The organism is Pseudarthrobacter sp. 05T312, assembly GCF_056396685.1.
The window spans coordinates 268,690-292,318 of sequence record NZ_JBFTLY010000001.1 but is presented as its reverse complement, the minus strand read 5'-3'; the positions used below and the strand labels follow the sequence as shown (position 1 = coordinate 292,318).

At 66.7% G+C, this 23,629-nt stretch carries 20 protein-coding genes, 1 tRNA gene and 1 pseudogene; 6 read left to right on the top strand and 16 right to left on the bottom strand.

From position 1 onward, the window contains the following. Positions 1-55: 55 nt before the first annotated feature. The 3 genes from AC1DIP_RS01470 to AC1DIP_RS01460 form a co-directional block, all read right to left on the bottom strand. Positions 56-481: a CBS domain-containing protein gene (locus AC1DIP_RS01470; RefSeq protein ID WP_387557796.1), complete on the bottom strand. Its 426-nt coding sequence runs from the start codon at positions 479-481 to the stop codon at positions 56-58. A 368-nt stretch (positions 482-849) separates the two neighbouring features. After that, a tRNA-Tyr gene (locus AC1DIP_RS01465) sits at positions 850-931 on the bottom strand. A gap of 165 nt (positions 932-1,096) precedes the next feature. After that, a complete protein-coding gene (locus AC1DIP_RS01460; protein ID WP_477732589.1) occupies positions 1,097-1,348 on the bottom strand; it encodes a hypothetical protein in 252 nt (83 codons plus the stop codon). A gap of 185 nt (positions 1,349-1,533) precedes the next feature. Here AC1DIP_RS01460 and AC1DIP_RS01455 point away from each other — a divergent pair, with 185 nt between their 5' ends. Beyond that, positions 1,534-2,025 carry a YajQ family cyclic di-GMP-binding protein gene (locus tag AC1DIP_RS01455; RefSeq protein WP_141159686.1) on the top strand — a complete coding sequence of 164 codons (492 nt, stop codon included), beginning with the start codon at positions 1,534-1,536 and terminating at the stop codon, positions 2,023-2,025. Positions 2,026-2,193: 168 nt separating this feature from the next. On the opposite strand, the gene htpX is transcribed toward AC1DIP_RS01455, so the two are convergent. Then, positions 2,194-3,060 (bottom strand): zinc metalloprotease HtpX, encoded by an 867-nt coding sequence (gene htpX / locus AC1DIP_RS01450; protein ID WP_477732588.1) that lies wholly within the window; start codon positions 3,058-3,060, stop codon positions 2,194-2,196. Between the two features lie 28 nt (positions 3,061-3,088). Further along, positions 3,089-4,360, bottom strand: a complete 1,272-nt coding sequence (locus tag AC1DIP_RS01445) for an MFS transporter (protein ID WP_477732587.1) — start codon at positions 4,358-4,360, stop codon at positions 3,089-3,091. A gap of 80 nt (positions 4,361-4,440) precedes the next feature. Here AC1DIP_RS01445 and AC1DIP_RS01440 point away from each other — a divergent pair, with 80 nt between their 5' ends. From AC1DIP_RS01440 to AC1DIP_RS01430, 3 genes are all read left to right on the top strand, one after another. Then, positions 4,441-4,926: a transcriptional repressor gene (locus tag AC1DIP_RS01440; protein WP_476206563.1), complete on the top strand. Its 486-nt coding sequence runs from the start codon at positions 4,441-4,443 to the stop codon at positions 4,924-4,926. A 7-nt stretch (positions 4,927-4,933) separates the two neighbouring features. Next, positions 4,934-6,430 carry a catalase gene (locus AC1DIP_RS01435; RefSeq protein WP_476206565.1) on the top strand — a complete coding sequence of 499 codons (1,497 nt, stop codon included), beginning with the start codon at positions 4,934-4,936 and terminating at the stop codon, positions 6,428-6,430. Between the two features lie 161 nt (positions 6,431-6,591). Then, on the top strand, positions 6,592-7,227 hold the full coding sequence (locus AC1DIP_RS01430; protein WP_477732586.1) for a DUF2461 domain-containing protein: 636 nt from the start codon (positions 6,592-6,594) through the stop codon (positions 7,225-7,227). Between the two features lie 110 nt (positions 7,228-7,337). Here the strand turns inward: AC1DIP_RS01430 and AC1DIP_RS01425 are convergent, their stop codons facing one another. The 9 genes from AC1DIP_RS01425 to AC1DIP_RS01385 form a co-directional block, all read right to left on the bottom strand. Next, positions 7,338-8,900, bottom strand: coding sequence for an amino acid permease (locus AC1DIP_RS01425; protein WP_476206569.1), 1,563 nt, complete (start codon positions 8,898-8,900; stop codon positions 7,338-7,340). Positions 8,901-9,075: 175 nt separating this feature from the next. Next, entirely contained in the window at positions 9,076-9,483 is a 408-nt protein-coding gene (locus AC1DIP_RS01420; RefSeq protein ID WP_476206571.1) for a DUF779 domain-containing protein, read from the bottom strand. Then, positions 9,483-10,505, bottom strand: a complete 1,023-nt coding sequence (gene adhP, locus AC1DIP_RS01415; RefSeq protein ID WP_477732585.1) for an alcohol dehydrogenase AdhP — start codon at positions 10,503-10,505, stop codon at positions 9,483-9,485. The genes AC1DIP_RS01420 and adhP overlap by 1 nt, the downstream gene beginning before the upstream one ends. 39 nt (positions 10,506-10,544) lie before the next feature. Next, positions 10,545-12,068, bottom strand: coding sequence for an acetaldehyde dehydrogenase ExaC (exaC, locus tag AC1DIP_RS01410; RefSeq protein WP_477732584.1), 1,524 nt, complete (start codon positions 12,066-12,068; stop codon positions 10,545-10,547). Between the two features lie 136 nt (positions 12,069-12,204). Continuing rightward, positions 12,205-13,548 carry a GAF domain-containing protein gene (locus AC1DIP_RS01405; RefSeq protein ID WP_476206577.1) on the bottom strand — a complete coding sequence of 448 codons (1,344 nt, stop codon included), beginning with the start codon at positions 13,546-13,548 and terminating at the stop codon, positions 12,205-12,207. A gap of 81 nt (positions 13,549-13,629) precedes the next feature. After that, a complete protein-coding gene (locus AC1DIP_RS01400) occupies positions 13,630-14,904 on the bottom strand; it encodes a nucleotide disphospho-sugar-binding domain-containing protein (protein WP_476206579.1) in 1,275 nt (424 codons plus the stop codon). Then, positions 14,904-15,509 carry a TetR/AcrR family transcriptional regulator gene (locus AC1DIP_RS01395; protein WP_477732583.1) on the bottom strand — a complete coding sequence of 202 codons (606 nt, stop codon included), beginning with the start codon at positions 15,507-15,509 and terminating at the stop codon, positions 14,904-14,906. Before AC1DIP_RS01395 ends, AC1DIP_RS01400 begins: the two co-directional genes overlap by 1 nt. 41 nt (positions 15,510-15,550) lie before the next feature. Next, positions 15,551-17,011 (bottom strand): FAD-dependent oxidoreductase, encoded by a 1,461-nt coding sequence (locus AC1DIP_RS01390; protein WP_477732582.1) that lies wholly within the window; start codon positions 17,009-17,011, stop codon positions 15,551-15,553. Between the two features lie 45 nt (positions 17,012-17,056). Next, positions 17,057-18,052, bottom strand: coding sequence for a DNA topoisomerase IB (locus tag AC1DIP_RS01385; protein ID WP_476206585.1), 996 nt, complete (start codon positions 18,050-18,052; stop codon positions 17,057-17,059). A 119-nt stretch (positions 18,053-18,171) separates the two neighbouring features. Between AC1DIP_RS01385 and rarD the strand changes: the two are divergent. After that, a pseudogene (gene rarD / locus AC1DIP_RS01380) lies at positions 18,172-19,089 on the top strand (EamA family transporter RarD); the annotation flags it as partial. A gap of 45 nt (positions 19,090-19,134) precedes the next feature. On the opposite strand, the gene gabT reads toward rarD, so the two are convergent. Next, the gene (gene gabT, locus AC1DIP_RS01375) at positions 19,135-20,505 is read right to left on the bottom strand and encodes a 4-aminobutyrate--2-oxoglutarate transaminase (protein WP_477732581.1); all 1,371 of its coding nucleotides are present in this window, start codon (positions 20,503-20,505) and stop codon (positions 19,135-19,137) included. A gap of 88 nt (positions 20,506-20,593) precedes the next feature. Further along, positions 20,594-22,024 carry a gamma-aminobutyraldehyde dehydrogenase gene (locus AC1DIP_RS01370; protein WP_477732580.1) on the bottom strand — a complete coding sequence of 477 codons (1,431 nt, stop codon included), beginning with the start codon at positions 22,022-22,024 and terminating at the stop codon, positions 20,594-20,596. Positions 22,025-22,192: 168 nt separating this feature from the next. On the opposite strand from AC1DIP_RS01370, the gene AC1DIP_RS01365 reads away from it, so the two are divergent. Further along, entirely contained in the window at positions 22,193-23,629 is a 1,437-nt protein-coding gene (locus AC1DIP_RS01365; RefSeq protein WP_477732579.1) for a PucR family transcriptional regulator, read from the top strand.

The window sequence follows — 23,629 nt, the reverse complement described above, 5'->3', positions numbered from 1 at the left end:
GTGTCCGCGGATCCGAACCTTCAAGGCCCGGATCCGCGGACAAGGGCATGATGCGCTACACGGTATGGCGTTCTGAGATGTGTTCGACCAGTTCGCCCACGCGCTGTTCGGAGTAGTTGCGGGCAATATCGCCCTGGCTGATGATGCCCACCAGTTTATGGTCCGAGATCACCGGGAGCCTGCGGATCCGGTGCTCCTCCATCATGCCGATGGCCTCATCGATGTTGGCATCGGCATCAACGCAGTACGGCTTGCCGGAGGCCAGGTCGCGGGCCATCATCTGTCCGGGGTCGCGGCCGGCGGCGACGCATTTGAGCACAATGTCGCGGTCGGTGATCATGCCCTTCAACTTGCCGTCGTCACCGCAGATGGGGAGCGCCCCGCAGTCGAGGTCCATCATCATGCGGGCCGCGTCCACAAGGGACTCGTTTTCCCTGATACATCGCGCATCAGTGGTCATGAATTCACGTACGGCACTCACTGAATCCTCCTTCATCGATGGGAATATCGACGCAGGGCATCGGGGCACATGCGCCGATGCTGCCAGATTACGCCCGCACCACCATGGTGTCGACGGCGGATAGAGCCTGCTTGGCGTCCCTCTAAACGCCCCGTCACCTTTGGCCGCTTTCCCACCAGCGCCCCACCACCTAAGGGAAGCACGACGGCGTCCTGCCGCGGCCAAAGTGCACCGCGGTCAGCGGGCCACGCCGGAGTGATGGCGGGTTGGCAGATTCCCTGCAGGAAGTGATGGGGCGTTCCCGGAGTTGGGGCGGGAAGTGATGGGGCGTCCGATGCGGCAACGAAAAAGCCTCCGGAACCTGGTGGTTCCGGAGGCTTTTCCTTGGGTGGCAGATGAGGGATTCGAACCCCCGTAGGCGTTGCCAGCTGATTTACAGTCAGCCCCCTTTGGCCGCTCGGGTAATCTGCCGAACTTCAAAAGAAGTACCCGCCGATGCAGTGTTCGGAAGGAACGTTTCCGGTCCTTTCCGCTTCAGTAACCGCGGGCAAGACAACTTTACAGAACTTCCGGCGAAGAATCGAATCGGGGGCGCCACGGCCACAAAACCAGCAGAACGGCGCGGAATTTCGGCTCTCAGGCCTCCCCCAGGATCCGTCCCGCCAGCTTGGCTTCGAAGCTCAGGGCCTGCTCCTCGGTGATCTGGTTCAGCTGCACGGCACGCTGCAGGTCTGCACGCACGCCATCCATCCGGGACGAGGCGTCGGCCACAGGGCTGAAGACAATCGAGGCCGCCACGGCAGCGGCGGCCACCGATGACGCCGCCGTTGCCACCACCCCTGCTGCTGTCGTAGTGCGGGTAACGTAACGGGCGGCTTTGCGGTGCATGGTGTTCCCTTCAACTGCGGTCCATCTGCTCCAACTCTCGCCACCCCTCCTTCGTTCCCCCGGTGCGTCCGCTGAGAGGGAACTGTGAATGGGCCGCCCCCACCGGCCCTGGCATCCGTATTAGGCTGGATGCCAGTGATCCACGCCCTGTATCCGCACGGGGCTCCCATCAACAAAGGAGAGTCATGGCAGGCGAGTCAACGTTCGACGTCGTAAGCAAAGTGGACAAGCAGGAAGTGGCCAACGCGCTCAACCAGTCCCAGAAGGAAATCGCCCAGCGCTATGACTTCAAGGGCGTTGGCGCGGAAATCGACTTCAGCGGCGAGAAGATCCTCATGAAGGCCAACTCGGAAGAGCGCGTCAAGGCCGTCCTGGATGTTTTCCAGTCCAAGCTGATCAAGCGTGGCATCTCGCTGAAGTCGCTGGACGAGGGGGAACCCTACGCCTCGGGCAAGGAGTACCGCTTGGAAGCCTCCATCAAGGAAGGCATTGCCCAGGACCTGGCCAAGAAGATCAACAAGCTCATCCGCGACGAAGGACCCAAGTCGGTCAAGTCGCAGATCCAGGGCGACGAACTGCGCGTGTCCTCCAAGTCCCGCGACGACCTGCAGGCCACCATGGCCCTACTGAAGGACTTCGAGGAAGCGGACCTGCAGTTTGTGAACTTCCGCAGCTAGTCCTCCCCCGCCGTCGTTCTCGACGCGCATAAAGCTGGACGACACGCATGAAGGCTGGCGCACCTCGACTTCGGGGTGCGCCAGCCTTTTTGCGCGTCACGGGTGAAGATGCGCGTCGGCAGGGCAGGTGCGTGCCGCCGGACGGACTGTCCGACGGCGGGGTCCCGGCTACGGCTGCCGGCCCGCCATCCGTTCCAGCCGGGCGATCCGGTCCCGCATGGGCGGGTGGGTGGCGAACAGCTTGTTAATGGCACCGCCGCGGAACGGGTTGGCGATCATCAGGTGGGAGGCGTTGACCAGCCGCTGGTCCTGCGGCAGCGGGGCAATGCTGACGCCGCGCTCGATCTTGGCCAGGGCTGAGGCGAGTGCCAGCGGATCCCCCGTGAGCTGCGAACCGTCCTCGTCGGCGTCGTACTCCCTGGTGCGGGAGATGGCCATCTGGATCAGCGACGCCGCGAAGGGCGCCAGCAAAGCCATGGCGATCATGGCCAGCGGGTTGGCGTTGCGCCGGTCGCCGCCGCCGAAGAACAGCAGCATCTGCCCCACCGAAGTGATCACGCCGGCGACGGCGGCGGCCACGGATGAGGTGAGGATGTCGCGGTTGTACACGTGCATCAGCTCGTGGCCCAGGACGCCGCGGAGTTCGCGGGCATCGAGGAGCTGAAGGATGCCCTCGGTGCAGCAGACGGCGGCATTTTGCGGGTTGCGGCCGGTGGCGAAGGCGTTGGGGTTCATGGTGGGCGAGACGTAGATCCGCGGCATGGGCTGGTTGGCACGCGTGGAGAGCTCGCGGACAATCTGGTACAGCTGCGGCGCCTGGGCTTCGGTCACCGGGAAGGCCTGCATGGAGCGGATGGCAATCTTGTCGCTGTTCCAATACCCGTAGAACGTGGTGCCGACGCCGACCAGCGCCATGATCCAGATGGGCGCGGAACTGCGGGTCCCCACACCGATCAGTCCGCCCAGGCCCAGCAGCACCGCCCACAGCACGCCGAACAGTGCCGCGGTCTTCAGGCCGTTGTGATGGTTGTGCACGTTTCCTCCTTGCTTAAGGAACGGCTTGCTAGGGCACCGGGTTCCGGGCATCGTACTTCCGGAAACCGGGCTGCAGTTTCGCCGCCAGCCATGCCCCCGCGATGCACAGCGCACCGCCAACCAGCAGGACCCAGCCCTCACTCAAAAGCTTAGTCGCGCCGCCGGCCAGCAGGTCACCGATCCGGGGCCCGCCGGCCACCACCACAATGAACACGCCCTGCAGCCGTCCGCGCAGGTGGTCCGGGGCGGCGGCCTGAAGGATGGTGTTGCGGAAGACGCTGCTGATGGAGTCGGCAATCCCGGCCAGCGCGCAGCAGGCGGCGGCAGGCAGCAGCCACAGGGTCACCGCACCATCCGGCGCCGGCCCCGCGAGGAGCACCACCAGGCCGAACGCGCCAATGGACGCACCCCAGCCCATGACGGAAACCACGACGGCGGTCCCCTGGCGGCGCACGCTGCCCAGCGGCCCGGAGAACAGGCCGGCCAGGAAGGCCCCGACGGCGGTGCAGGCCAGCAGGATGCCCACGGTGGCCTCACCGCCGCCGATCATCAGGGCGGCAATGGCGGGAAGAAGGGCCCGCGGCTGGGCAAGGATCATGGCCACGAGGTCGATGATGAAGGTCATCCGGAGGTTGGGCCGCGTTCCCAGGAAGCGGAAACCTTCAACCACGGAACGGATGCCCACCTTGCTGCGGGTGCCGGCCGGCGGCATCGGCGGCAGCCGGTACACAGCCCACAGGACGAACGCGAAGCTCGCAAAATCGATGGTGTACGTCCAGCCGAACCCTACCCAGGCCACCAGGACTCCGGCCAGCAGTGGACCGGCGGTCATCGCAAGGCCCAGGGACAGCATGCTCAGCGCGTTGGCCGCGGGCAGGAGTTCCTTCCGGATCAGCATGGGGATAATGGCACTGCGGGCCGGCTGGTTGATGGCCTGGGCACCGCTTTGCAGTGCCACCAGAAGATACAGCACCCACACGTTGCCCAACTGGACCCAGGCCTGCAGCGCGATCAGCCCAGTGGTCAGCCAGAGGATGGTGGAGGCCAGCAGGGCGATGCGGCGACGGTCGTGCGCGTCCGCGATGGACCCACCCATCAGGCCGCCAATTACCAGGGGCACCAGGGCAAAGATCCCCAGCAGGCCCACATAGAAGCTGTCCTGGGTCAGCCGGTACACCTCCAGGCTCACCGCCACCAGGGTCAGCTGGCTGCCGACGGCGGACACCGCCGATCCCAGCCACAGCCGGCGGAATGCGGGGCTTTCCTTGAGCGGCGTGACATCGGCAAGTATTTTCCCCACCCCGCAACACTAGCGGGCAGCGAGGAAAGGTAAGCCGAGCCTTATTGTGAGTTATTAATAATAAGTGTTTCAATGGAGCCATGACGGAGCACTTTGACGGCCAGGACACGTGGGCTGCAGCCCTGCGCGCCCACGGCCGCAGGGTGACCAAGCAGCGGCTCGCTGTACTCGCCGCCGTCGAACGCCACCCCCATTCCCCTGCCGAAAGCATCCTCGCCGCCGCCCGCACGGAACTGCCCGAACTCACGGCCCAGTCCGTTTACGTGGTCCTGGGCGACCTGACAGACCTGCACATGCTGCGCCGGTTCGAGCCGCCGCACTCCCCCGCACTGTATGAAACGCGGGTGGGCGACAACCACCATCACGCCATCTGCATCAGCTGCGGCCGCGTGGAGGACGTGGACTGCGCCGTCGGCCACGCCCCCTGCCTCACGCCGCACTGGAACCCGGACGCCAAGCCGATGACCATCCAGATCGCCGACGTCATGTACCAGGGCATCTGCCAGGAATGCCAGCAGGCCCAACAGCTTCCTCCCCACAGTCCCTCGCAAGTAAAAGAGAAATAGGAGAACAATGACTGCCGTTTCCACAACCCAGTCAGGTGCACCGGTTACGTCCGACGCACACTCGAAGTCAGTTGGTGCCGATGGTGCCATCATCCTGACTGACCACTACCTGGTGGAAAAGCTCGCCCAGTTCAACCGTGAGCGTGTTCCGGAGCGCGTAGTGCACGCCAAGGGCGGCGGCGCATTCGGCACGTTCAAGGCCACCGAGGACATTTCCAAGTACACCAAGGCAGCGTTCCTGCAGCCCGGTGTTGAGACCGAAATGCTGATCCGCTTCTCCTCCGTTGCCGGCGAGAACGGTTCCCCGGACACCTGGCGCGACCCCCGCGGTTTCGCCGTGAAGTTCTACACCACGGAGGGCAACTACGACCTCGTGGGCAACAACACCCCCGTCTTCTTCATCCGCGACGGCATCAAGTTCCCGGACTTCATCCACTCCCAGAAGCGCCTGCCGGGCACCCACCTGCGCGACGCCGACATGCAGTGGGACTTCTGGACCCTGTCCCCCGAGTCCGCCCACCAGGTCACCTGGCTGATGGGTGACCGCGGCCTCCCCGCCTCCTGGCGCGAAATGCAGGGCTACGGCTCGCACACCTACCAGTGGATCAACGCCGAAGGCGAGCGCTTCTGGGTCAAGTACCACTTCAAGTCCAACCAGGGCGTGAACTCGATGAGCTCCGAGCAGGCCGAACAGCTTGCCGGCTCGGACGCGGACTTCTACATCCGCGACCTGTCCGAAAACATCGAAGCCGGCAACTTCCCGTCCTGGGACCTGCACGTCCAGGTCATGCCGTACGAGGACGCCAAGACTTACCGCTTCAACCCGTTCGACCTGACCAAGGTGTGGCCGCACAGCGACTACCCGCTGATCAAGGTGGGCACCATGGAGCTGAACAAGAACCCGGAGAACTACTTCGCGCAGATCGAGCAGGCCACCTTTGCGCCGTCGAACTTCGTGCCCGGCATCGCCGCCTCCCCGGACAAGATGCTGCAGGCCCGCATCTTCTCCTACGCGGACGCACACCGCTACCGCGTGGGCACCAACCACGCCCAGATCCCGGTGAACCAGCCCAAGAACCAGGTCAACAACTACAGCCAGGACGGACAGGGCCGCTTCCTGTTCAACGCCCCCTCGGTTCCGGTCTACGCCCCCAACACCTTTGGCGGCCCGGCTGCCGTTGAGCCGCAGAACGCTGCGGGCGGCTGGGAGAACGACGGCGAGCTGACCCTCGCCGCGCACTCCCTCCACGCCGAGGACGGCGACTTCGTCCAGGCCGGCGCGCTGTACCGCGAGGTCTACAACGAAGGTGAAAAGGCCCGCTTCCTGGAGACGATCACTGGCGCCGTGGGCGGCGTGAAGCGCTCCGACATCAAGGAACGTGCCATCCAGTACTGGACCAACGTCGACGCCGAGCTGGGCGCCAAGCTCCGCGCCAACCTTGGCACGGTGGCTGCCCCGTCAGCGCCCGCCTCGGATGCTGAGTCCGCCAACAAGATCGGCTGACCAGGCTTCCCGCCGGCTGAACTGAAGAACACCCCGCCACGGACCTACGTGGCGGGGTGTTCTGCTGTCCGGTCCCGGTTGTGCACAGATGGCGCCGGGGATTGTGCACATATGGCACCGGGGATCTGGCCGGTTGCGCGCGGCGGTCCTAGGCTCCGTACATGAACACTTTCGCAGGCATTCCCCCGGAAGCCTTCCGCTTCTACGCGCAGCTGGAGGACAACAACAACCGCGACTGGTGGCTGGAACACAAGGCAACGTATGACGCATCGGTCAAGGAGCCGCTCACCCTCCTGCTCTCCGAGCTGGAGCCCGAGTTCGGACCTGCCAAGCTCTTCCGCCCCAACCGGGACATCCGCTTTTCGCTGGACAAGTCACCGTACAAGACCGCCCAGGGAGCCTTCGCCGCGCGCCAGGAGGGCGTGGGTTTCTATCTCCAGGTCAACGCCGATGGTCTGTTGATCGGCGGCGGCTACCACTCCCATACTCCCGCCCAGCTGGCACGGTTCCGCGCGGCCGCCGATGCTTCCGCCAGCGGCGCTGCCCTGCAGGAGATTGTGGGAGCCGTAGCAGGTGCCGGTTTTGCCATTGAGGGCGAGAAGCTGAAGACCGTCCCGCGCGGTTTCGATAAAGACCATCCCCGCGCCGAGCTGCTCAAGCACAAATCGCTGTCCGCGGGTGTCGAGGTGGGCCAGCCGGAGTGGGTGTCAACGCCCGCCGCGAAGGACCAGATCGCGGAACGGTGGCGGCAGCTGCGGCCGCTCGTGGAATGGGTGGGCCGGTACGCGGCGCCGTAACCGGAACACCGCAGCAGCCGCGCCGGGTGGCAAACGATGAAGGTCCGTAAACGCAACTGCCCGCCCGGCAAAGGCCGGGCGGGCAGTTCAGCAGCTGGTGCGGCCGGCCGTCAGGTCCGGCTCAGCTCATCCTCGTCGTCGGGCTCCACGGCTTTGCCGGGAGCGGAACCGGGGGTGCCGTTGACCGACGCGTTCGCCTCCGCGAAGCGCTCGTTGAGCCGCGAGTGGCGCTGGCCGTAGGCGAAGTAGATGGCCAGGCCCAGCACCAGCCAGAAACCGAAGAAGATCCAGGTTTCCACGGCGAGGTTGGTCATCAGGTACAGGCACAGCACGGCAGACACGATGGGGACCACCTTGCCGAACGGGACACGGAACGCTGGCTTCAGGTCCGGGCGCTTCTTGCGGAGCACCAGGATGCCCAGGCTGACCACAACAAACGCCGACAGGGTGCCGATGTTGATCATTTCCTCGAGCAGGTCCACATTGGTCAGGCCGGCCACCAGCGCAACCGCTGCGCCGCATATGATCTGGAGGCGGACCGGAGTGGAACGCTTGTCACTGGTCTTGGAGAGCGCCCTGGGCAGCAGTCCGTCGCGGCTCATGGCCAGCACCACGCGGGACAGGCCCATGAGGAGCACCATGATCACGGTGGTCAGGCCCACCAGGGAACCGAAGGCGATAACTTTGGCGGCCGAGGTGTCGCCCACGGCTTCGAAGGCGGTGGTGAGGGTGGGGCTCTTGGCTTCAGCCAGCTGGGTGTAGGACACCATGCCGGTCAGGGCCAGGGACACGAGGATGTAGAGCAACGTCACCAAAGCCAGGCCGCCGAAGATGCCGCGGGGCAGGGTCTTCTGCGGGTTCTTCACTTCCTCGGCGGACGTGGCCACCACGTCGAATCCGATGAAGGCGAAGAACACCAGGGCGGCACCGGCGAAGATGCCCATGGTGCCGTACTGGGCAGGGGCGGCGCCGGTCAGGAAGCCGAAGAAGGACTGCTTCAGGACGTCCGCGGCGCCATTGCCGGCCGTGGGCTCAGCTGCCGGAACGAACGGCGTGTAGTTTTCGAACTTCACGTAGGTGAAGCCCACCACGATCACGAACAGCACCACGGCGATCTTGATCAGGGTGAAGATGTTTCCCACGCGGGCGGAGAGCTTGGTGCCCAGCACCAGCAGCACCGTGAAGATGGCCACGATCAGGAACGCGCCCCAGTAGAGGTCCACGCCGCCCAGCGAGATGGCCGGCGGCACGTCCAGGCCGGTGAGCGCAAAGACCTTGCTGAGGTAGATGCCCCAGTATTTGGCGATCACTGCAGCGGCCGTGAACAGTTCGAGGATCAGGTTCCAGCCGATGATCCAGGCAAGGAGTTCGCCCATGGTGGCGTAGGTGAAGACGTAGGCGGAGCCGGCCACGGGGATGGCCGTGGCGAATTCGGCGTAGCACATGATGGCCAGCGCACAGGTGACCGCGGCGATGGCGAAGGAGAGCGTCACGGCGGGACCTGCGAAGTTGGCGGCGGCCTTGGCGCCGACCGAGAAGATACCGGCGCCGACAGCAACGGCGACGCCCATGATCATGAGGTCCCAGGTGCTGAGGGAACGCTTGAGCTTGCGTCCGGGTTCATCGGCGTCGGCGATCGACTGCTCGATGGATTTTGTCCGCAGAAGGTTCATTAGGGGGTCACAATCCTGGTTTGTGAGGGAAACAGACCTATCAACGATACTGTCCATCCACTGGACGGTCCCAATCGTCCCGAATAGTGAGACGCCCTTATGGCCGAACATTCTTCTGCGAACGCCCTCGGGGCCCTCCGATTGGAGAGCCCCGAGGGGTTATTGGTCGAACTTCCTAGGACGGCCAGTCCATCAGCGTTGACCGGATCAGGAAGCGTTTACCCTCAGGCGCTTCAACGGAAAAGCCGCTGCCCCGGCCCGGTACGACGTCGACGGTCAGGTGGGTGTGGCTCCAGTAGCTGAACTGCTCCCGGGACATCCAGAATTCCAGTGGCCGGGGCTGCAGCCCATCCGCCAGGTCGAACAGCCCCAGCAGCACGTCCGCATCACCCGTGATGAAGTCCCCGGCCGGATAGCACATGGGTGAGGACCCGTCGCAGCAGCCGCCGGACTGGTGGAACATGAGCGGTCCATGCTTGTCCCACAGCATCCGGAGCAGGTCCACGGCAGCCGGCGTGAGCGCCACCCGGGAAAAGTCTTCCCCGGGCAGCGTCACGGCGGCAGCCAACGCTTCAGCGGGCATCAGAACCTCAGCACCACGCGGCCGTCGATCTTGGCGTGCTTCATCTCATCGAACACTGCGTTGACCTCGGACAACTCCCGCACGGAGACCGTGGGGTGGATCTTTCCCCGGGCATAGAAGTCCAGAGCCTCCTCAAGATCCTGCCGGGTGCCCACGATGGAACCGCGGACGGTCAGGCCCTTGAGCACAATCTCGAAGATCGGAGCAGGGAAGTCCCCCGGGGGCAGTCCGTTGAACACGATGGTTCCGCCGCGCCGGGCCATGCCAATGGCCTGGCCGAACGCCGACGGGTGCACCGCCGTAACCAGCACTCCATGGCAGCCTCCTGTTTCCCGCTGGATCACTTCTGCCGGGTCCTCGTGCAGCGCGTTGACCGTAAGTTCGGCGCCGTGGGCCTTGGCCAGGGCCAGTTTGTCGTCGGCAATGTCCACGGCGGCGACACGAAGCCCCATGGCCACGGCGTACTGCACGGCAATATGCCCAAGGCCACCGATACCCGAAATGGTGACCCACTGCCCGGGCCGGGTCTCGGTCATCTTCAGGCCCTTGTAGACGGTGACGCCGGCGCACAGCACCGGCGCCACCTCGACGGGGTCGGATCCCGCCGGTATGCGGGCCGCGAACCGGGTGTCCACCAGCATGTATTCGCCGAAGGAGCCGTCCACGCTGTAGCCGCCGTTCTGCTGCGCCTCGCAGAGTGTTTCCCACCCGGTGCGGCAGTACTGGCAGTCGCCGCAGGCTGACCACAGCCAGGCGTTGCCCACCAGGTCACCGATCGCGAGGTCTGAGACCCCGTCGCCCAGGGCCACCACTTCACCCACGCCCTCATGACCGGGCACGAACGGCGGGGATGGTTTGACCGGCCAGTCGCCTTCCGCGGCGTGGAGGTCGGTGTGGCAGACGCCGGTGGTCAGGACCTTGACCAGGGCCTGTCCGGGCCCCGGCTGGGGAATGGCGATGTCCTTGACCTTGAGGTCGGTGCCGAATTCGGTTACTACTGCTGCCTGCATTGTCGTCGTCATTGGCGAAATCCTTGCGTCATTGTAGTGGTACGTGCTGGCCTAGAAGAAGCCCAGCTTGTTTTCGTCGTAGCTCACCAGCAGGTTCTTGGTCTGCTGGTAGTGGTCCAGCATCATGGCGTGGTTCTCACGTCCGATGCCCGAGGACTTGTAGCCGCCGAAGGCGGCACCTGCCGGGTAAGCGTGGTAGTTGTTGACCCAGACGCGGCCGGCCTGGATTTCGCGGCCGGCGCGGTAGGCTACGTTGCCGCTGCGGGACCAGACGCCGGCGCCCAGTCCGTATAGGGTGTCGTTGGCGATGCCCATGGCGTCGTTGTAATCGCTGAACCGGGTCACGGCCACCACGGGGCCGAAGATTTCCTCCTGGAAGATGCGCATCCGGTTGTGGCCTTCGAACACGGTGGGCTGGACGTAGAATCCACCGGAGAGGTCGCCGGGGAGTTCGGCCCGCGCGCCGCCGGTGAGCACCTTGGCACCTTCCTGCTTTCCGATGTCGATGTAGGACAGGATCTTCTCGAGCTGGTCGTTGGAGGCCTGGGCGCCGACCTGCGTGTCGGTGTCCAGCGGGTTGCCCTGGATCATCTTTTCCACCCGTGCCACGGCATCGGCCATGAAGGAGTCGTAGATGTCTTCCTGGATCAGGGCCCGCGAGGGGCAGGTGCACACTTCGCCCTGGTTGAAGGCGAACAGGGCGAAGCCCTCCTGGGCCTTGTCGTAGAAGGCGTCGTTTTCCTGGGCAACATCGTTGAAGAAGATGTTCGGGCTCTTGCCGCCCAGTTCCAGGGTGACGGGGATGAGGTTCTGGCTGGCGTACTGGCTGATGAGCCGGCCGGTGGTGGTTTCACCGGTGAAGGCGATCTTCCGGATCCGGGAGCTGGAGGCCAGCGGCTTGCCGGCCTCGACGCCGAAGCCGTTGACCACGTTGATCACGCCGGCGGGCAGCAGGTCCCCGATGAGTTCCATCAGCACCAGGATCGATGACGGCGTCTGCTCGGCGGGCTTGAGCACCACGGTGTTGCCGGCGGCGAGCGCGGGAGCAAGCTTCCAGACTGCCATCAGGATGGGGAAGTTCCAGGGGATGATCTGGCCCACCACGCCGAGCGGTTCGTGGAAGTGGTACGCGGTGGTGTTGTCATCGAGCTGGGACAGGCTGCCCTCCTGGGCGCGGACCGCGGAGGCGAAGTAGCGGAAGTGGTCCGAGGCCAGCGGCAGGTCGGCGTTGAGGGTTTCCCGGACGGGCTTGCCGTTGTCCCAGGTTTCGGCCACGGCGAGCATCTCGAGGTTCTCATCGATGCGGTCGGCGATCTTGTTCAGGATGGCGGCGCGTTCCGCCACGGAGGTTTTGCCCCAGGATGGTGCGGCCTTGTGTGCCGCGTCCAGGGCGAGCTCGATGTCCTCGGCGGTGCCTCGGGCCACCTGGCAGAACGCCTTGCCCGTCACCGGGGTGATGTTCTCGAAGTACTGGCCCTTCACCGGGGCCACCCATTCGCCGCCAATCCAGTTCTCGTAGCGGTCCTTGAAGGTGACCTTCGAACCGTCGGTTCCCGGCTGTGCGTAAACGGTCATGTGCTTAGCTCCTTTGCTGTGCAGAAGGCTGGCCCGTAGGGGCGTTCGCCGATGAAGCCAGCGTAGGAGCGGGGAGGTTGCAGCAAGGTTGCAACGATGCGACGCAGGTCACATCGGGTGCAGGCGGGGCCGGGTTTCAGGCGCGGAGTTCGGCTTCCAGCCGTTCCAGGTCGGCGACGACGGCGGCCCGCTTGGGTGAGCGCGGCGGCAGGAGGCGGAGCGCGGCGCGGCGGATGACGACGTCGTCCCTTGCCTCCGGGAGCGCAGCGTACTTGAGCAGGGACTCGGCGCTGCCGTCCGTGAGGACCGCTTCCCGGAGCAGGGAGGACACCCTGCTCCTGAGGTCGAGGATGCCTGGCGCTTCCGAGCGCGGAAGCACCTCGCCGCGGTAGATCTCCAGGGCGATGCGGTGCGCACCGCGCTGCAGGCAGCTGAGCACCTGGCCGGTATCCGGCACCAGGTCCAGTGGGAGCCTGTACGGGCGGGAGCCGGGGACAGCGTCGGGACTCAGCTGCTGGATGACCTTGCGCAGCCGGACCATCTCGGCCCGGAGCGTGATGGTGGAGCCCTCCCCCGGGTACAACAGCAAGCCCAGTTCCTCGGCGCTGAGCCCTTCCGGATGCGCGCTCAGCAGGGCCAGGATCTCGCTGTGCCGCGCGGACAGGGAAACGGTCCTGCCGCCCAGGCTCAGCAAGGCCTGGTCGCGCCCCAGCAACTGCAGGCTGTTCCGGTAGAGGCTGCCTTCGACGCCGCCCGGGCCTTGCCTGGCGGCGGCGGCCGGGGACCGTCGTCGTACAGGTTTCCTGGCGAGCTCCGCCGCAAGCTGCAGGCGCTCCACGCGCAGCTGCGCCTGGGCGGCAGCAACGGTGGCCTCCACCAGCGACAGCGTGTGAGGCGCCACCGCGGTGGCCGTCCCGGTGATGTCCACGACGCCGAGCACGGCACCTGAGTCGGGGTCATGGAAGGGGACGGCGGTGCAGCTCCAGGGGTGGACTGCCCGCTGGTAGTGCTCGGCGCCGGCGATCTGGATGCCCCTGCCCAGGGCAAGGGCGGTGCCCGGAGCGCTGGTGCCGACGCTGGCCTCGGACCAGTCGGCGCCGGGGACGAACATCATGCCTTCGGCCCGGCGTTGGAGGGTAGGGTCGCCATCCACCCACAGCAGCCTGCCCACCTCGTCACCCACCGCAACCAGGAGCCCGCTGTCATGGCTGGGCTGGACCAGGAGTTTGTTGATGACCGGCATGATCGCGGCCAGGGGATGCTGCCGCCGGTAGTCCTCCAGCTGGTCCCAGTCGAGGGCCAGCGGCGCGGCCGCATTGTCAGGGTTGGCCTTAAAGCCCGCCGAGCGCTGCCAGGACTCCCTGATGAGGTTGCGCAGCCCGGGGATCTCGGGGGTGAGGTTGCCGGGGTCCGAGCCGAGGCGCTCGTGGCCGGCCAGCGCGGCACGCTGGCGCGGTTCAGGGTGGAGCAGGTTCGTCATTGAACTCCCGTTCCGGAGTCTTGTCCGGCGAGGCAGGGCTGGAAGGTAGCCCAGCCAGCATAGCTGGACAGCACCCCCGTGTCACCGGCGCACCCGGACCAGTTCCTCCAGCGCATCCGCCCCGGCCGCCGCTCCCCCGGCCGCGGCGTACCCGGCGGCGACACGTCCCGCGCCCGGCGCCTTGCCCAGGGCCCGGTGGACGGCTGCCCGGAGCCGCTCCGGGGTGAGGTTTTTCCGGCTCAGCCGCACCCCGGCGTCGGCTGCTGCCACCCGCGCTGCCACCTCGTGCTGGTCGCGGCCGAACGGAACCACCACCACGGGCACTCCCTGTGCCATCGCCTTCTGCGTGGCCCCCATGCCGCCGTGGGTGATGGCGACCGCTGCCCGCTCGAGGACAGGCCCGTGCGGGACGAAATGCTCCAGCCGCGCATTGGCCGGCAGTGGCCCGAACTGGTCCGTGCCGGCGGCTTTGGCGGCGCCTGCCGAGCCCGCCTGGGCTGCAGGGAGGGTGGCGACGACGGTGAAGGGCTCCCCGGCAAGTCCGGCCAGGGCGGTCCGGACAATGGCTTCGTCCGCCTGGTACTCGGAGGACGTGGTCACCAGGACCACGGGGTGGGTGGCCTCGCCGAGCCATGCCGGAGGTTCGGCCGGCGGCTCCCATGCGAGTGCGCCGATCATCCGCACGTCAGGGGCCCAGTCCGGATGGGGATACTCGAACGGCTCGGCAGTGGCCACCAGCATCAGGGGCGCCGTGCGGAACATGGAGTCGGCGCCGCTCACCGGGGGAAGCATGCCGCCGGAGACCTCGGCCCGGAGGGCGTTGATCCGCGGCAGCATCAGCTTTTCGACCGCGCCGATGACCAGGCGCCGCGCCACTGCGTCCCGGGCGACGCCCAGCGGGCCGGGCATGGGAGCCAGTCCCGGCCCGAACGGCGGGGTCCCCCGCGACTGCAGCGGCGGAGTGTAGGGGCTGAAGGTGGCCCACGGCAGTCCTGAGGATTCAGCGAGGACCCGGGCGCCCCACGCGTTGATGTCGATGAGCAGCAGGTCGGGGCCGACGTCGGCAATAGCCTGCTGCAGGTCAGGCGCGTCGAAACGGGCGCGGCTGGTAAACGTTTCGACGCTGAGGGCAAGGGCGGCCTTGGTGGACCTTGCGCCGTAGTCCCGGGACTCGATGTCGAGCAGCCGGGCGTCCACCGGTTCGGCGTGGAGTCCCAGCCCGCGCAGTAAGGGGACGTAGGCGGGAAGGGTGCGGACATGGACGTCGTGCCCGCGGGCCCTGAGTTCCCCGAGCAGGGGAACCATGGGGAAGAGATGGCCGATGGCGGGCGAGGTGTAGGCAAGGACAGTGGACATCAGGGCCTCCGCGTGAAGGGTTCCAGCATTTCGAGCAGGGAGTGGGCCACCTGGTCGCGGCTGAGCCCGGCGTCCAGGCGCAGCAACTTCCAGGTGTAGACGTCGCAGAGGGCGACGAACTGGGCCAGCCGGCGGTCGTGGTTTGGGCTGCCCTTCAGCGGGTCAAGGTAGGGGGCGAAAACGCGGCGGCACCAATCGCGGTGCAGGCGGCGCGCTCCCGCGGTGATCTCCGCCAGGACGGGAGAGGCTTGTTCCTCGGCGAGCAGCTTCAAGGCAAGCGCGCCGGTGGTTTCGTAGTGTTCCAGGAGGTTGCCGACGGCGGCGGGCACGTCGCCGGGAGGGACGGAGTTGCGCTGGCGGTCCACCCTGGCCGCCGCCGCCTGGGCGGTGGCATCGATAAGGCCTCCGCGGTCCCCGAACCTGCGGATGACGGTCTGCACGGTGACGCCCGCGCGGGCCGCCACCGCGCCCAGCGTGACATCGGCGAGCGGGACCTCCATGAACAGGTTTTCGGTGGCCTGCAGGATCCGGCACCCGGTCTCGGCCGCCGACATGGCACGCTTGGGGGAGCTGTAACTGCGTGTTCCGGCTCCGGCCGTATTCATGTTAACTAGGTTAACTCGAATACGGTGCCAGGGATAGGGCGTCAGCCGCGGGAGATGCGGATCATCTCCTCGCGCGGCACCACCTTGATGCGTTCGCGGACCACATGGTCCAGCCCCTCGGGTCCGGTCCAGGCGGCACCGAGGCCCGCCTCGTGGGCGTCGAGCTTGTTCCAGCCTTCCCACGTGGTGAACTCAATGCCGCGCTCTTCGAGCAGGTCGATGATGGCCTGGGGGTCCGGGTTCTTGGCCGCCGGGAGGTTCAACCGGTCCTCCAGCAGGAAGCCGATAGTCTCCAGTGCGTCGCCCTTGGTGTGGCCAATCAGGCCCACGGGGCCGCGCTTGATCCAGCCCGTGGTGTAGATGCCGGGCACAGGGTTGCCGTCGGAATCCAGGACACGGCCGCCCTCGTTCGGGATGACGCCCCGTTTGGCGTCGTACTCCAGTTCGTCCAGTGCGGAGCCGTGGTAGCCAATGGCCCGGTAGACGGACTGGACCGGGTACTCCACGTACTCCCCCGTGCCCTTGGCGTTGCCGGTCCCGTCCAGCTGCATGCGCTCGAACTTGATGCCGCCCACCTTGCCCGTGCCGTCGTCGAGCACTTCAACCGGGCTGTGCAGGAAGTGCAGGTGCAGCCTGCGGGACGACGGGTTCTCCGACTCCGCGTGTTCCTCCACCAGCCAGTTGGTCAGCGTGTTCACCATGGTCTTGACCTGGTTGTTGGTGCGGATGGCCTCGTCCGAGGCGTCGTCGAATTCAAAATCCTCGGGGTAGAGGACGATATCCACGTCGTCCATGTGGCTCAGTTCCCGCAGCTCCAGCGGGGTGAACTTGACCTGGGCGGGGCCGCGGCGGCCGAAGACGTGGACGTCCGTGACGGGGGACGCCTTCAGGCCTTGGTAGACGTTGTCCGGGATCTCGGTGGTGAGCAGTTCCTCGGGGTGCTTGACCAGCATGCGGGCTACGTCCAGGGCCACATTGCCGTTGCCGATCACCGCGATTTCCTTCGCCTCCAGCGGCCACTCCCGCGGCACGTCCGGGTGGCCGTCATACCAGGACACGAAATCGGCGCCGCCGAAAGAGCCGCGCAGATCGATGCCCGGAATGTCCAGGTCGGCGTCCTTGATGGCGCCGGTGGAGAAGATCACGGCGTCATAGAAAGCCCGGAAATCGTGCAGCGTGAGGTCCCGGCCGTAGGTCACGTTGCCCAGGAAACGGATGTCGCCGCGGTCCAGGACCTTGTGCAGGGCGTTGACGATGCCCTTGATCCGGGGATGGTCCGGCGCAACGCCGTACCTGATCAGTCCGTAGGGCGCCGGGTAGGCCTCGAAGAGGTCGATGCTGACCTGGAAGTCGCCGTCCTTCACCCCGCTGGACTTGGTGAGGATGTCCGCAGCATAGACTCCTGCCGGTCCCGCGCCGACGATCGCGACGCGGAGGGGACGGTTGGCGGCGGTTTCGCTGTGATTGGACACCGGGAACCCTTCTGAACTGGTCCTGCTCATATTTCATGAGGGTGCGCCGCTGGGTGCAGCGCACAGTCCCCCATTCTAGTTGGCGGCCAGGGCCACCACCTTGCCTTCGCGGTACAGGAGCGCCCTGAGTTCTGACTCCGCCGAGTCCAGGCGCTTCGGGTCGATGGTTTCGCCATCGTGGTAGTGGTCCAGCACCCGCGGGTCCACGTAGCTTTTGCGGGCGATGGAGGGAGTGTTGCCCAGTGTCTCCGCTGCGTCGTACATGGCGCGGCTGATGGCACGCTTCCGCTTGGCGGCAGTCCGCTGGACCCCGGTCCGGGCCAGGCTGGACGCCGCTGCCACCGTGCCGCGAAGGGTCCGGAAGTCCTTGGCGGTGAAGTCGGAGCCGGTCCGTTCCTTCACGTAGGCATTGATGTCCGCGCTGGTGACCGGGCGCCAGGTTCTGCCCTCCTTGTAGGCCAGGAGCCGGGCATTGGACCCCCGCCGCTTGAGCAGGCGCAGGAGGGCGGCGAGGTCGGCGTCGCGGATTTCCGATTCCCAGTCCTTGCCGCTCTTGGCCGGGAAGCGCAGCAGGATCCGGTCCTTCCGCACCTGGACGTGGGCGCACAACAGGGTCGCCAGGCCCCGGCTGCCGTTCTCGTTCGTGTACCGCTCCGAGCCCACCCGCAGGGATCCACTGTCCAGCATCCGGAACGCCGCGGCCAGGACTCGCTCGCGGGAGAAGCCTTCGCCGCGCAGGTCCATGGTGACCAGCCGCCGGGCGGCGGGCAGCGATTCTGCCAACTGGAGGGACCGGTCGAATTTCACCCGGTCCTTACGCTCGCGCCACTCGGGATGGTAGATGTACTGGCGCCGTCCCACGGCGTCCACGCCGGTCGCCTGGATGTGGCCATTGTCAAAGGGGGCGATCCAGACGTCGGTCCAGGCCGGCGGTATGCCAATGCTTTCCAGCCGGTCCCGGACGGGACCCGGCGGCAGGGTGGAGCCATCGAGGTCCCGGTAACTGAATCCCTTGCCGGCGGCGACCCTGCGGTAGCCGCGGCCCGAGGCGTTGCTGCGGCGGAGCCTCACGGGGCAGGCTCCGGGAAACGGACACGTGTCATGAAAGCAAGCCTACTGACTATTTTCCGGAATCCACGCCCACCTGCTGGAATACCTGCCCCGAGCCTGCTGTTATGGACTTCGTGCCCATGCCAAAAGGAACGTCCCCCGCTACCCCTGTTGCTCAGACCACAGCGCCGCCGCAGGCAGCGAAGTCACCGGCGGCCCCTGCCCCCGCCAAGGAATCCACGGCGGGCCTGTTGTTCGGCATCGGCGCGTACGTTTTGTGGGGCATGCTCCCGCTGTACTTCTTCATCCTGATGCCGGCGGGCGCCGTCGAGATCGTGGCCAACCGCGTGGTGTGGTCGCTGCTGTTCTGCGCCCTGCTGATCACGGTGACCAGGTCGTGGGGCGTGCTCGCGGTGGCGCTGAAGGACCGGCGCGTCTTTGGTTCCCTGGCGCTGGCGGCGTTCCTGATCGCCATCAACTGGCTGACCTACACCTACGGCGTGACAACGGGGCAGGCAGTGGAGACGTCACTGGGGTATTTCATCAACCCGCTGGTCTCCGTGCTGCTGGGGGTGCTGGTCCTGAAGGAAAGGCTGCGGCCGCTGCAGTGGACTGCCGTCGGCGTCGGCTTCGTGGCGGTGGGCGTCCTCACCTACTCCTACGGGCAACTGCCGTGGATCGCCCTGACCCTGGCGTTCAGCTTCGGCCTGTACGGCTTCGTCAAGAACCGGGTGGGATCGAGGGTGGACGCCATCACCAGCCTGAGCGTGGAGACCATGGTGCTCGCCCCGCTGGCCGCCGTCGCCATGGTGGTCCTGGCCGCGAGCGGCAGCTCCACGCTCACGTCCCAGGGGGCGGGGCACTTCTGGCTTCTGCTGGCATCCGGCGTGATCACCGCCGTTCCGCTGCTCTTCTTCGGCGCCTCGGCGCGGAGGTTGCCCATGACCACCATCGGCCTGCTGCAGTATTTCGCTCCCGTCCTGCAGTTCCTGGTGGCGCTGCTGGTGTTCCGGGAGGCCATGACTGTTGAACGCTGGATCGGGTTCGGCGTGGTGTGGCGCTGCGGGCCCACCCTCCTGGGTTTGCGGGTAAAGCCGTCCTGGCTAGGCGTTGGCCTTGATGGCGGCGGCGAGGACTTCCAGGCCGTCGGCGAGCAGTTCGTCGGTAATGACCAGCGGGGGGAGCAGGCGGATGACGTTGCCGTAGGTGCCGCAGGTGAGGATGATGACGCCTTCCTTCAGGCAGGCGGCGGCAACAGCCTTGGTCAGCTCCGGGTTCGGCTCCTTGGAACCGGCCTGGACAAGTTCGACGGCGAGCATGGCGCCACGGCCGCGGACATCGCCGATCACGCCGGTACCGGCAGCGGCCAGTTCGGACTGCAGTTCCTGCAGGCGCGCCATGGCGATGGACTCGATGTGGCGGGCACGGCCGTTGAGGTCGTACTCCTCCATGGAACCGATGGACGCCAGCGCGGCCGCACAGGCCACCGGGTTGCCGCCGTAGGTGCCGCCCAGGCCACCCGGGTGCACGGCGTCCAGCAGGTCGGCGCGGCCGGTGATGGCGGACAGCGGCATGCCGCCGGCGATGCCCTTGGCCATGGTCAGGATGTCCGGGACGACGCCCTCGTGGTTGACGGCGAACCATTCACCCGTGCGGCAGAAGCCGGACTGGACCTCGTCGGCGATGAAGACGATGCCCTTCTCCTTGGCCCAGGCGGCCAGCGCCGGCAGGAAGCCCTCGGCCGGGACGATGAAGCCGCCCTCGCCCTGGATGGGCTCGATGATGATCGCGGCAACCTGGTCCCCGCCGATCTGCTTCTCGATCATGGTGATGGCGCGCTTGGCGGCCTCGGCACCGGTGATGGCGGGGTTTTCCTCGCGGTACGGGTAGCTCATGGGCATCCGGTAGACCTCGGGTGCGAACGGGCCGAAGTTGGTCTTGTACGGCATGGCCTTGGCGGTCAGTGCCATGGTCAGGTTGGTGCGGCCGTGGTAGGCGTGGTCGAAGGCGACGACGGCGTCCCGGCCGGTTGCCAGTCGGGCCACCTTGATGGCGTTCTCCACTGCCTCGGCGCCGGAGTTGAAGAGGACGGTGCGCTTTTCGTGGTCGCCCGGGGTGAGCCGGTTCAGCTGCTCGGCGACGGCCACGTAGCCTTCGTACGGGGTGACCATGAAGCAGGTGTGCGTGAAGTGCTCCACGGCTTCCTTGACGGCACCGACGACGGCGGGATCGGACGCGCCCACGCTGGTCACCGCGATGCCGGAGCCCAGGTCGATGAAGGAGTTGCCGTCGACGTCGTGGATGATGCCGCCGTCGGCGTCGGCAACGTAGACCGGGACGCTGGAAGCGACGCCGGCAGCCACCACTGACTTGCGGCGCTCGGTCAGTGCCACGGACTTGGGGCCCGGGAAGTCGGCCTGGACGTTGCGCTTCTGCTCCAGGCGGAAGGTGATGTCTGATGCGGTGGTGGTCATGGCGTTACTTTCTCTTACTGGTGGTTGAGCTTGCCGAACCCGGGGTTTCGACAAGCTCAACCACCGGGGAATTGGTCAGGAGACGGGGTCAGGCGTCGAGGGCGGACATCACGTGCTTGATGCGCGTGTAGTCCTCCACGCCGTACATGGAGAGGTCCTTGCCGTAGCCGGACTGCTTGAAGCCGCCGTGCGGCATTTCGGCGGTCAGCAGGATGTGGGTGTTGATCCAGACGGCACCGAAGTCCAGGTCGCGGCTCAGGCGCATGGCGGTGCCGTGGTTGGTGGTCCAGACACTGGAGGCCAGCGCGTAGTCCACGTCGTTGGCCAGGGCCACGGCTTCTTCCTCGGTGCTGAACTTCTGGACGGTAATGACGGGGCCGAAGGTTTCCTTCTGGACCACGTCGTCCGTCTGCTTGGCGCCGGTGATGATGGTGGGTTCGAAGAAGTAGCCCTTCTCCCCCGCGCGGTGGCCGCCGGTTTCGATCCGGCAGTTGGCCGGCAGGTTCTCCACCACGGAGGTCACGGCGTTGAAGTGGTTCACGTTGTTCAGCGGGCCGAAGTAGTTGTCTTCGTCGTTCTGAGAGCCGGTGTGCAGGGTCCGGGTGTGTTCCACCATGGCCGCCACGACGTCGTCGTGCACGGAATCCTGCACCAGCACGCGGGTAATGGCCGTGCAGTCCTGGCCGGCGTTGAAGAACGAGAACTCGGCGATGGCCGCGGCGCTCTTCTTGATATCGGCGTCGGCGAACACGATGGCCGGGGCCTTGCCGCCGAGCTCCAGGTGCGCCCGCTTGAGGCCCTTGGCGGCACCCGAGGCCACCGCGATCCCCGCGCGGACAGAGCCCGTGATGGACACCAGGCCGGGGACCTTGTGCTCAACCATCATGGCGCCGGTTTCGCCGGTGCCCAGCACCACGTTCAGGACACCCGCGGGCAGGACTTCACCGGCCAGGCGCGCCAGGACCAGCGTGGACTCGGGGGTGGTATCGGAAGGCTTGAGAACCACGGTGTTGCCGGCCGCGAGCGCGGGACCGATCTTCCAGATGGCCATCAGGAAGGGGTAGTTCCACGGGGCCACCTGGGCCACCACGCCGATCGGTTCACGGCGGACATAGGAAGTGTGCCCCTCGAAGTACTCCCCGGCGGACTTGCCTTCCAGGATCCGGGCGGCGCCGGCGAAGAAGCGCAGCTGGTCGGCGCCGGCTGCCACTTCCTCGGAGGCGATGAGCGAGCGGACCTGGCCGGTGTTGCGGTGCTGGGCTTCGACGAGTTCGTCGCTGTTGGCCTCGATGGCGTCGGCGAGCTTGAGCAGCATCAGCTGGCGCTGGCCCGGGGTCACGTGCTTCCAGGTCCGGAAGGCGTCCTTGGCGGCGGCCATGGCCGCGTCCACGTCGGCCTGCACCGAAACGGGGGCCTGGGCCACCACTTCTCCGTTGGTGGGGTTGACCACGTCCAGCAGGGCGGTGCCGGCAGGGGTGACGAACTTCCCGTTGATGAAGTTCTGCAAGGTTTGGACCACGGTGTGCAACCTCTTTCGTAAGGGCCATCGGCGGCCGGACGGAACCCGGGACGGATGGATGGAACTGCCTCGAGCCTATGCCAGCGCCCAAGCGGGGTGAATAGCCACCTGCACACCCTTGTTTGGAGGGTTTAGTGCGGTTGCCCAGCTCACGTTTATCCTTGCTTCATGGCCATTTCCCTCGCTGCCCTGGTGGGCGTGTCCTCCCTGAAGCTGGCCAAGGCCGGGGTGGCGGAGACAACCTGGAACCAGGACATTAACTGGGTTGCCGTCACCGAACTGGAGGATCCGCAGCGGTTCCTCAACGGCGGCGAGCTGGTGCTCACCACCGGCCTGCGCCTGCGTTCGGCCCCGGAGCAGCGCCGCTTTGTGCGGCAGGTGCAGCGGGCGGGCGCGGTGGGCATCGGATTCGGCGTGGGGTTGTCACACGAGACGGTGCCGCCGGCCCTCCTGGCCGAGGCCAACCGCTGGGGCCTGCCCGTGGTGGAAGTGCCGTACGAGACGCCGTTCATCGCCATCACCAAGCTGGTGGCGGATGCCCAGTCGGCGGACCACTACGCCAAGCTGGAACGCCTGATCGCCGGGCACCAGGTCCTGGCCCGGGCGCTGCTGACCGGCGGCGGGCTCGCGGAACTGTTGAAGAACCTCGGCGGCATGCTGCGCACCGACATTGCGTTGACCCAGTTCACGGCCCAGCTGTACAACAGCGGCAGCGCCCACCCGTCGGCCGACACCTGGGCCAGCTATCCGGTGCCCACGGGACGGCGGGACGCCTGCACGCTGTGGGTGCGCCAGCCGTTCGAGGACACGGGAATCATCGGCTACGCGCAGAACCTGATCAGCGTGGAGCTCAACAACATGGTCAAGCAGCGCCAGGCCCAGCGCGCCCTGTGCGGGCAGGTGCTGGAGGACGTGATCCACGGGGCGCTGGAGACCAGCGAGGCGCAGCGCCGGCTCGCGGGCGTGGGGGTGAACAGCACCCGCAAGAACGTGGTGCTGCTGGCCGTGTCGGCCGCCCACGGGAAGGCCCTGGGGAGCACGTCGGTGCCGCAGGAGCTGGAGAAAGCCGTTGCCGCCGTCGTGGGCAAGGACCTGGTGCTGGTGGTCAATGACGACGGCGGGACGGCGCCGTCGCTGGCGCGGAGGCTCAGCGACCACCTCGCCGAAGCCGGCATCCACGCCACGATCGGCATCGGCGGGGCGTACACCAAGCCGAACGGCCTTCGCTGGAGCTACTTCGAAGCCCGGGATGCTGCCAGCCATGGGTTGCCGGTCAACGAACCGGAGCGGCTGAGCCTGACCTCGCTGCTGCTGGCCAGCGAGGATGTGCCGCTGGCGGACATGGCGCACGAGTCCCTGAATCCCCTGCGTTCGTTCGACGCCGCGCACGGGTCCGAACTGATGGCCACGCTGGAAAGCTACCTGAACAACAACGGCTCGGTGGCCGCGGTGGCGGAGGAACTCACCCTGCACCGCAACACTGTCAGGTACAGGCTGGCTCAGATCACGGAGCTGACCGGCTACGACCCCGCGGTCACGGCGGACCGGGTGCAGCTCTGGCTCGCCCTGGCGGTGGCCCGGCTGTCGGCGCGGCAGGGCAAATAG